This is a genomic window from Streptomyces sp. NPDC088785 (genome assembly GCF_044750685.1).
Lineage (GTDB): Bacteria > Actinomycetota > Actinomycetes > Streptomycetales > Streptomycetaceae > Streptomyces.
Genome location: NZ_JBIVKH010000036.1, coordinates 1 through 1,047 on the forward strand (window position 1 = coordinate 1; position 1,047 = coordinate 1,047).

1 rRNA gene is annotated in these 1,047 nt (G+C 57.3%); it reads left to right on the forward strand.

From position 1 onward, the window contains the following. Nucleotides 1–1,047 (forward strand): 23S ribosomal RNA (locus tag ACIP5K_RS35710); the annotation flags it as partial.

The following is a 1,047-nucleotide window of genomic DNA, read 5'->3' on the forward strand; positions in this document are numbered from 1 at the left end:
TCGTGACTGCGTGCCTTTTGAAGAATGAGCCTGCGAGTTTGCGGTGTGTTGCGAGGTTAACCCGTGTGGGGAAGCCGTAGCGAAAGCGAGTCCGAATAGGGCGATATAGTAGCGCGCTCAAGACCCGAAGCGGAGTGATCTAGCCATGGGCAGGTTGAAGCGGAGGTAAGACTTCGTGGAGGACCGAACCCACCAGGGTTGAAAACCTGGGGGATGACCTGTGGTTAGGGGTGAAAGGCCAATCAAACTCCGTGATAGCTGGTTCTCCCCGAAATGCATTTAGGTGCAGCGTCGTGTGTTTCTTGCCGGAGGTAGAGCACTGGATAGGCGATGGGCCCTACCGGGTTACTGACCTTAGCCAAACTCCGAATGCCGGTAAGTGAGAGCACGGCAGTGAGACTGTGGGGGATAAGCTCCATGGTCGAGAGGGAAACAGCCCAGAGCATCGACTAAGGCCCCTAAGCGTACGCTAAGTGGGAAAGGATGTGGAGTCGCAGAGACAACCAGGAGGTTGGCTTAGAAGCAGCCACCCTTGAAAGAGTGCGTAATAGCTCACTGGTCTAGTGATTCCGCGCCGACAATGTAGCGGGGCTCAAGCGTACCGCCGAAGTCGTGTCATTGCAGCATATACGCCCAACGGCGGCTGTGATGGGTAGGGGAGCGTCGTGTGCCGGGTGAAGCAGCGCCGGAAGGCAGTTGTGGACGGTTCACGAGTGAGAATGCAGGCATGAGTAGCGATACACACGTGAGAAACGTGTGCGCCGATTGACTAAGGGTTCCTGGGTCAAGCTGATCTGCCCAGGGTAAGTCGGGACCTAAGGCGAGGCCGACAGGCGTAGTCGATGGATAACCGGTTGATATTCCGGTACCCGCTGTGAAGCGTCAAACATCGAATCCAGTGATGCTAAGGCCGTGAAGCCGTTCCGGACCCTTCGGGGAAAGGAAAGTGGTGGAGCCGCCGGCCCAAGTTGGTAGTAGGTGAGTGATGGGGTGACGCAGGAAGGTAGTCCATCCCGGGCGGTGGTTGTCCCGGGGTAAGGGTGTAGG